The sequence below is a fragment of the Psychrobacter communis genome, from assembly GCF_014836505.1.
GTDB lineage: Bacteria > Pseudomonadota > Gammaproteobacteria > Pseudomonadales > Moraxellaceae > Psychrobacter > Psychrobacter faecalis.
The window spans coordinates 21,591-28,938 of the sequence record NZ_JACSQR010000034.1 but is presented as its reverse complement, the minus strand read 5'-3'; the positions used below and the strand labels follow the sequence as shown (position 1 = coordinate 28,938).

Below are 7,348 nucleotides of genomic sequence, written 5' to 3'. Positions count from 1 at the left end.
TCAGAAGTGAAACATCATCGCGCCAATGGTAGTGTGGCTCCGGCCATGTGAGAGTAGGTCATCGTCAGCTCTCTATTTCGATTACCCCCTTACGTGAATGCGTAAGGGGGTTTTCTTTGTTTGGGTTTTTTAAAAAACCATTAATTGCCTACTCCAACCAATGCTTACTTTACTTATCTGACGTTATTATCAATTTTTTCTAGCCCTTTCATATATCTTTATGAAAGGGTTTTTCTTTATTTAAAAATACTCCTTACTACCTCTGTTTTTCACATCTATAGATTTCAAACCTATCTTTAAAAATTATTTTATTCCAAATTATTTCTCAATTTTCTTCTAATTAATCGCTTAGATACTAGATTTTTAGTGTGTTTCTTATAGCTAAATGATTGATTTAGATATGGTTACTGAGCAGTATTTAAATTAAATATCCTACATATTGTGTTATTTATAATGTCTATATACTATATATAGGTCTTCACGATTTGGTTTAAAGGGTAGTGATGTTGAATATTGTTGAATATGACATTGTTTTTCAAGAAGTACCAACAGAGGTTAGCTTAGCGTTGACCGTTGCTGGCTGCCCTTTAATGTGCCGAGGTTGTAGTCGTGCTGACACGTGGAAAAAAGAGAAAGGTACGCCTTTAACTGATGACTTTTTAGCGGGGTTATTGGAATGCTATAAGGGTCTCGTCAGCTGTGTGCTGTTTATGGGTGGTGAATGGCAACCGTCCGCCTTGTTGTCTGCGCTCAAGCAGGTTCGACACTCCGGATTGAAAACGGCACTGTATACAGGCTTGGATGCCATACCGTCCAGTTTGCAAGCAGAGCTAACTTATCTAAAAACAGGACCATGGATTATGGAGCTTGGAGGTTTAGACACTCCAACCACTAATCAAAGGTTTATCGATTGTACTAACGGTGAAGTATTAAATCATTTGTTTTGGAGGAATTATGAGTAAGTTGAATTCAGAGCAGTTGGGCGATAAATTGTTTTTTATCAAAGATTATATGCAAGCCAATAATGCGGCAGATGGCTCTCATGTAGACGCCAATGCCAACGTGACGGTCAAGAATATCGCCACGTTAGAAAGCGAAATTATGAAAGATTACTTTATTCAGGTTAATCGCAGTCAAGTACAACAGAAGATTCGCGCGTTTTTCGATAGTGATTTGGCAGATGAGTATTTGCGCCAAATTGAAGCTCATGAAATTTATGTCCATGACGAGACCAGCCTAAAACCTTACTGCGTCTCAGTATCGTTATATCCATTTTTGCTGGATGGTTTAAAGAAGTTGGGAGGTGAGGCCGGTCCACCGCAGCACTTAGCGTCGTTTTGTGGCTCTTTCATTAACTTGATATTTGCCATTAGTTCGCAATTCGCGGGAGCAGTGGCGACGGTTGAGTTTCTTGCCTATTTCGATTACTTTGCTCGTAAAGACCATGGTAGTGATTATTTAAACACTCATAAATCATTGATTGAAAACTGTTTCCAGCAAGTGGTTTATTCCATTAATCAACCTGCTGCGGCGCGTGGTTATCAGAGCGCGTTTTGGAATATCTCTTTATACGACGAACATTATTTTGATGCCATGTTTGCCAACTTTGTCTTTCCTGATGGTGAAAGACCGTGCTGGGAAACGATTAAACAGCTACAGGCGTATTTCTTAACCTGGTTTAATGAAGAGCGTAAGCGTGCAATCTTAACTTTCCCAGTCGTTACCTGCGCCATGCTAACCGAAAACGGTAAATGTAAAGATGAAGAATATGCCGATATGCTAGCGACCGAGTTGGCAGAAAAAAACAGCTTCTTTATTTATCAAAGTGATAATCCGGATTCTTTAGCCTCTTGTTGTCGTCTGCGCAATGAAATCACTGATCACAGTTTCTCTTATACTTTGGGCGCAGGTGGCGTGGCTACCGGCTCAATCAATGTTATTACCCTTAATCTAAATCGTATGATTCAAAATAGACAAGATTTGGCGGCAGAGGTACAAAAAATTCATAAGTATCAGGTCAGTTATCGTAAACTGATGGAACAATATCAAGCATCTGGCATGTTACCTGTTTATGATGCAGGGTTTATTCAACTAGATAAGCAGTTTTTGACGCTCGGTATCAATGGCATGGCAGAAGCTGCGGAGAGTCAAGGCATAGTAGTCGGTAATAATCAGCAATATCATACTTTCGTTAACGACATCCTAAAAACCATTTATGATGAAAATCGTAAAGCCAGTATCCAGTATGGTTTGAAGTTTAATACTGAGTTTGTACCAGCGGAAAACTTAGGCGTTAAAAATGCCAAATGGGACAAACGAGATGGCTATGAAGTGCAGCGTGAGTGCTATAACTCTTATCTGTATCTGGTAGAGGATGAAACAACCAATACCTTGGATAAGTTTATGCTGCATGGGCGTGAGCTCACGCAGTGGCTCGATGGTGGCTCGGCCTTACATTTGAATTTGGATGAAACTCTCGATAAGCAGCAGTATCGCAAATTATTAGATATTGCCGCAACCACAGGGTGCCAATACTTTTGTATTAACGTGCGTATCACCATTTGCAATGAGTGTCAGCATATTGATAAGCGCACCCTTTATCACTGTGAGGCTTGTGGCTCAAACGATGTTGATCATGCTACGCGTATCATTGGCTATTTAAAGCGGGTATCCGCTTTTAGTGAGGGTCGGCGCTTGGAGCATCAGTTACGTCACTATCGCCGTGAACACCAAGTTGATGTGGCTTAAGTTTGCCAATGAGTCATTCTAGGTGATGGGACTGTTATTCAGTGCGACTAGGTAGTTGGTTAAAGCAGTAGATTTGCTTTTCTTATAATCAAAAAAGCCCGTATTGGCGAACTAATACGGGCTTTAACTTTCAAGAGAGTATTTAAATAAACAGGGCTAATGCTTAGCTAATAGCTAAATTTTAAGCGCCTTCACCAAACTTGCCACTTTGGAAATCAGTGACCGCTTGCATGATTTCTTGCTGACTGTTCATGACAAAAGGACCATATTGCACAATCGGTTCGCGTAGTGGGCGACCAGTGATTAAAATCACTTTGGTATCCTCACTACTATCGGCTGTAATGGTGACGCCATCAGTATCAGCATTATTTTCAAGAATAGCCATGGTCTTGGTTGGTACCGTTTCGCCTGCAATCTCTATGGTACCGCGGTAGACAAAAGCAAAAGCATTATGGTCAGCCGGAATCGTCTGACTAAAACTCGTTCCTGCTGGTAGATGGATATCCAAATAAGTCGGCTCAGTGATATCGCGTGTGACCGCCCCTTCAATACCATGCGATTGACCCGCAATTACCGTGACCTCTACGCCATCTTCCGTGCTATATTTTGGCAAATCGTCACTTTGGAAATCTTTATACCAAGGGTCATTCATTTTATCTTTAGCAGGTAGGTTAAGCCAAAGCTGAAAACCTTCCATTACGCCGTTTTCTTGTTCAGGCATCTCTGAATGAATCACACCACTCGCCGCCGTCATCCATTGGACGCCGCCATTTTGTAATAGCCCTTCGTTACCGGCGCTGTCGCGGTGGTGCATACGGCCAGTAAGCATATAGGTAATGGTTTCAAAACCACGATGCGGATGATTAGGGAAACCGGCAACATAGTCGTCTGGATTGTCGCTTTTAAAGTTGTCTAACATCAAATACGGGTCAAGACGCTCTTGTAGCTGCTGGGTCAGTACCCGTGTCAGCTTAACCCCAGCACCATCTTGGGTATCGACGCCAGCATAAAGATGTTCAATTTGGCGCGAGTTTTTCACTGTGTCTTTCATATCAGGCGTGACAGTATGATTCATTACCTTATCCTTAAAACTATTTGAATTACCAATATTCATTTAATTATATATAATGATAAACAAATAAATTACAATAGGATAATGTGTATATATATTAAATTAAGATGCGCGATTATTAAATAAAAATTAACTTAACCTTCATTAAAACAATCTTCCTGTTTCTATTTCCTCGTCAAAATCAAAACCCAATTGCTCGCCTTTACGCTGTCGCAGCTGCTCGATACGTTGCCGACGTCCTGCTATAAGCCGTAGTACTTCGCGGCGCTGTTCGGTCGTCATCTCATGCCATAGCTGGCGCTCAGGACGGCTACGCAGGCAGCCAAAGCAGTAGCCCTTTTTATTGCTTTGGCAAACACCAATGCATGGATTGGCAATCTCGAACAGTTCAAACTGCTGATTCATGGCGGCTCCATCGCTATTACGTTATTCCTTTAATGTGCCCGATTGCTTGTCTCGTCTCATCGTAAATACTATTATGGCGCAAATAGCGAATAATACTGTGCCATTTTATCGTTACTGTTTTTGTGGCGTCAGTGCTATGCTAAGTTTTGCACCGCCATATACAGCAATCATAACAAAACCAATCAGTGAGATTCTACGTGAATATTATTTATATCCATGGCTTAGACAGTGATGCCAACTCTACAAAAGGCAGGTTGTTGGAGGATTATTGCCAAAAGTATCATCCCGATATCAAGGTATTACGACCAGATTTGAACAAGACCCCTGAGCAAGTTTTTAAGCAAATACTCTCGTTAATTGAACGTTTAGACGGTCAAAATAAAAAGGCGCAAGATAAGCCAAATAAATTTTTTCCTACCGTACTGGTCGGTAGCTCCTTAGGCGGTTATTTTTCTACTGTGGTTAGCAATCATACCGGTTGCCCAGCGCTATTACTAAACCCCAGCATCCAGCCCCATATTACTTTGCAGCGGTTTGCCAAAGATTTTGCGCTAAAAAACAATGTTAAAGACGAGGATTTGGGTAAGCAGGTTATTCATGCGACAGCGGGCGGTTGGGATATTACTCAAACAGATTTGCAATGGTTTGCAGCGCACCAACTATCAACCGTTAATTATCCTAATAAAATTGCTGTTCTCATTAAGGAAGGAGATGAGCTGCTCAATCCTGAATTATCTAAACAGTTTTATCAAACACAAGGAGCAAGCGTAACGATGCAAACGGGCGGCGATCATCGATTTAGTGATTTTATTAAGCAATTACCTACGGTGATTGAGATGCTGCAGAGTCTCACACGGATTTAACTGAACGACACTATCTGACGTAAGCAAATGAGTATTGACCTTAAGGCTACTGTTTTTCGTTATAATGGGTTAATAGAATTAATCGCACATGAATAATTAAGGATGCATTTGTGAGTCAATATAATGCGCAATCGTTAGAAGTTTTAGAAGGGCTAGAGCCTGTCCGCCGTCGCCCTGGAATGTATACCGACACCACGCGCCCTAATCATTTAGCCCAAGAGGTCATTGATAACTCAGTCGACGAAGCGTTGGCGGGTTATGCAAAAACCATCAAGGTGCAGCTGCATAGTGATGGCTCGCTATCGGTCGAAGATGATGGCCGTGGTATGCCAACCGATATCCATCCTGAATTTGGCCAATCAGGGATTGAGCTGATTTTGACCCGTTTGCATGCGGGTGGTAAGTTTTCGACCTCCAATTATGAGGTGTCGGGTGGTTTGCATGGTGTGGGAATCTCTGTCGTCAACGCACTTTCAACGCGAGTTGAAGTAACGGTTTGGCGCGATAGTACGCAGTTCGAGATGGCCTTTGAGAATGGCGCAGCGGTGACCTCTTTAACCGAAACAGTAAGCCCCAATAAACGTAAGCGTGGCACTAGAGTTAAGTTTTGGGCCGATGGTAGTTTTTTTGATACGCCAAAGTTTAATGTTAAGCAGCTGAAACATAATCTAAAAGCCAAAGCGGTATTAGCCGCTGGTCTGACGATTGAGTTTGTCGATGATATCAATAATGAAAAAGTCGTTTGGCAATTTACCGATGGGGTGGTTGAGTATCTAAACGAGCAGCTAGATGGTTTAGAAACCTTACCAGCAGCACCATTTTATTATAATCATGAAGCAAAAGCTGGTGAGCGTGCTGCTATCACCTTTGCTTTGTCTTGGTTGCCGGATGGTGGCACGCCGATTCAAGAAAGCTATGTCAATCTTATCCCAACCGCACAGGGCGGTACGCATGTTAATGGCTTACGTACCGGTATTTTAGAGGCACTACGTGAGTTTTGCGATATCCATAATCTACTGCCTCGTAATGTTAAATTAACAGCCGAAGATGTCTGGGACGGCGTCAATTATATCTTGTCGCTCAAGTTTTCTGAGCCGCAGTTTTCTGGTCAAACCAAAGAGCGGCTTTCTAGTCGTGAAGCGGCAGGCGCGGTACAAACACTAGCAAAAGATGCTTTTAGTTTGTGGCTCAATCAACATGCCGAGATGGGCACACAGATTGCAGAATTGGCGATTAATAAAGCCGGTCGCCGCCTAAAATCAGCCAAAAAAGTGGCGCGTAAAAAAATTACTCAAGGGCCTGCATTGCCTGGGAAGTTGGCGGATTGTCGCGGTGATTTACGTGACGGCGCAGAGCTATTTTTGGTTGAAGGGGATTCGGCAGGCGGTAGTGCCAAGCAAGCACGCGACCGTCACTATCAAGCGATATTACCATTGCGCGGTAAGATTTTAAATACGTGGGAAGTGTCGTCAGATACGGTATTATCAAGCCAAGAGATTCATGATATTGCCATCGCCATTGGGGTTGATCCAGCGTCGGATGATTTATCTGAGCTGCGCTATGACAAAATATGTATTTTGGCTGATGCTGACTCTGATGGTCTCCATATTGCCACGCTTATCTGTGCGTTATTTGTTAAGCATTTCCCAGCGTTGGTTGATGCCGGTCATTTATTCGTCGCGATGCCGCCGCTGTACCGCGTTGATGTCGGTAAAGAGGTACATTATGCGTTAGATGAGTCAGAACTTGAGCACATATTGGCCAATGTACCGGGCAATAAAAAAGCCCAAATTACGCGCTTTAAAGGTTTGGGTGAAATGAGTGCCGAACAGCTGCGCGAGACCACCATGAACCGCGATACCCGCCGATTGGTACAGCTAGATATGGACGATATGATATTGACCAATAGTGTCATGGATATGCTGCTCGCTAAAAAACGCGCGTCTGATCGTAAGTCATGGCTTGAGCATAAAGGTAATTTAGCAGTTATCTGATAGCTGCTTTATAGATTTGTGTGCTTTACTTTTTATTCTTATATTTTAGGTATAGTCAAAATATTCTAAAAACGTTACGGTATTGCTGTTATCAATTTTTTGTAGCCTCTGTCTGCGTAAGAACAGAAAGCAAAAAAAATTGATATCAGCAGTGCGCGATCTATCGATATATATAAGTAGATAAAAAATTGAGCTCGTAGGTGATAAAAGCCTATAAAATTCAATCTAGTAGCAGACGCTTAATGGTATTATAGAGGTATCTTTTA

General features: G+C 42.2%; 6 protein-coding genes. 4 read left to right on the top strand and 2 right to left on the bottom strand.

Going from position 1 to position 7,348, the window contains the following annotated elements; translation table 11 throughout:
• The first annotated feature begins 503 nt into the window (after positions 1 to 503).
• Both nrdG and nrdD read left to right on the top strand, forming a co-directional pair.
• A complete protein-coding gene (nrdG, locus tag H9653_RS10440; RefSeq protein ID WP_191692322.1) occupies positions 504 to 962 on the top strand; it encodes an anaerobic ribonucleoside-triphosphate reductase activating protein in 459 nt (152 codons plus the stop codon).
• Positions 955 to 2,748, top strand: coding sequence for an anaerobic ribonucleoside-triphosphate reductase (gene nrdD, locus H9653_RS10435; RefSeq protein WP_191692321.1), 1,794 nt, complete (start codon positions 955 to 957; stop codon positions 2,746 to 2,748). Before nrdG ends, nrdD begins: the two co-directional genes overlap by 8 nt.
• A gap of 181 nt (positions 2,749 to 2,929) precedes the next feature.
• On the opposite strand, the gene H9653_RS10430 is transcribed toward nrdD, so the two are convergent.
• Positions 2,930 to 3,823 carry a pirin family protein gene (locus H9653_RS10430; RefSeq protein ID WP_191692320.1) on the bottom strand — a complete coding sequence of 298 codons (894 nt, stop codon included), beginning with the start codon at positions 3,821 to 3,823 and terminating at the stop codon, positions 2,930 to 2,932.
• A 141-nt stretch (positions 3,824 to 3,964) separates the two neighbouring features.
• The gene (locus H9653_RS10425; RefSeq protein WP_068406151.1) at positions 3,965 to 4,225 is read right to left on the bottom strand and encodes a DUF1289 domain-containing protein; all 261 of its coding nucleotides are present in this window, start codon (positions 4,223 to 4,225) and stop codon (positions 3,965 to 3,967) included.
• Positions 4,226 to 4,422: 197 nt separating this feature from the next.
• Here H9653_RS10425 and H9653_RS10420 point away from each other — a divergent pair, with 197 nt between their 5' ends.
• Both H9653_RS10420 and parE read left to right on the top strand, forming a co-directional pair.
• Positions 4,423 to 5,088 (top strand): YqiA/YcfP family alpha/beta fold hydrolase, encoded by a 666-nt coding sequence (locus H9653_RS10420; RefSeq protein WP_191692319.1) that lies wholly within the window; start codon positions 4,423 to 4,425, stop codon positions 5,086 to 5,088.
• A 110-nt stretch (positions 5,089 to 5,198) separates the two neighbouring features.
• Complete coding sequence (gene parE, locus H9653_RS10415; protein WP_191692318.1) at positions 5,199 to 7,082, top strand: DNA topoisomerase IV subunit B; 1,884 nt, start codon at positions 5,199 to 5,201, stop codon at positions 7,080 to 7,082.
• Positions 7,083 to 7,348 lie beyond the last annotated feature (266 nt).

Bases quoted from the DNA above. Each gene is read 5' to 3' on its own strand.
- nrdD (WP_191692321.1), top strand. From the start codon at position 955: ATGAGTAAGTTGAATTCAGAGCAGTTGGGCGATAAATTGTTTTTTATC.
- nrdG (WP_191692322.1), top strand. From the start codon at position 504: ATGTTGAATATTGTTGAATATGACATTGTTTTTCAAGAAGTACCAACA.
- H9653_RS10430 (WP_191692320.1), bottom strand. From the start codon at position 3,823: ATGAATCATACTGTCACGCCTGATATGAAAGACACAGTGAAAAACTCG.
- H9653_RS10425 (WP_068406151.1), bottom strand. From the start codon at position 4,225: ATGAATCAGCAGTTTGAACTGTTCGAGATTGCCAATCCATGCATTGGT.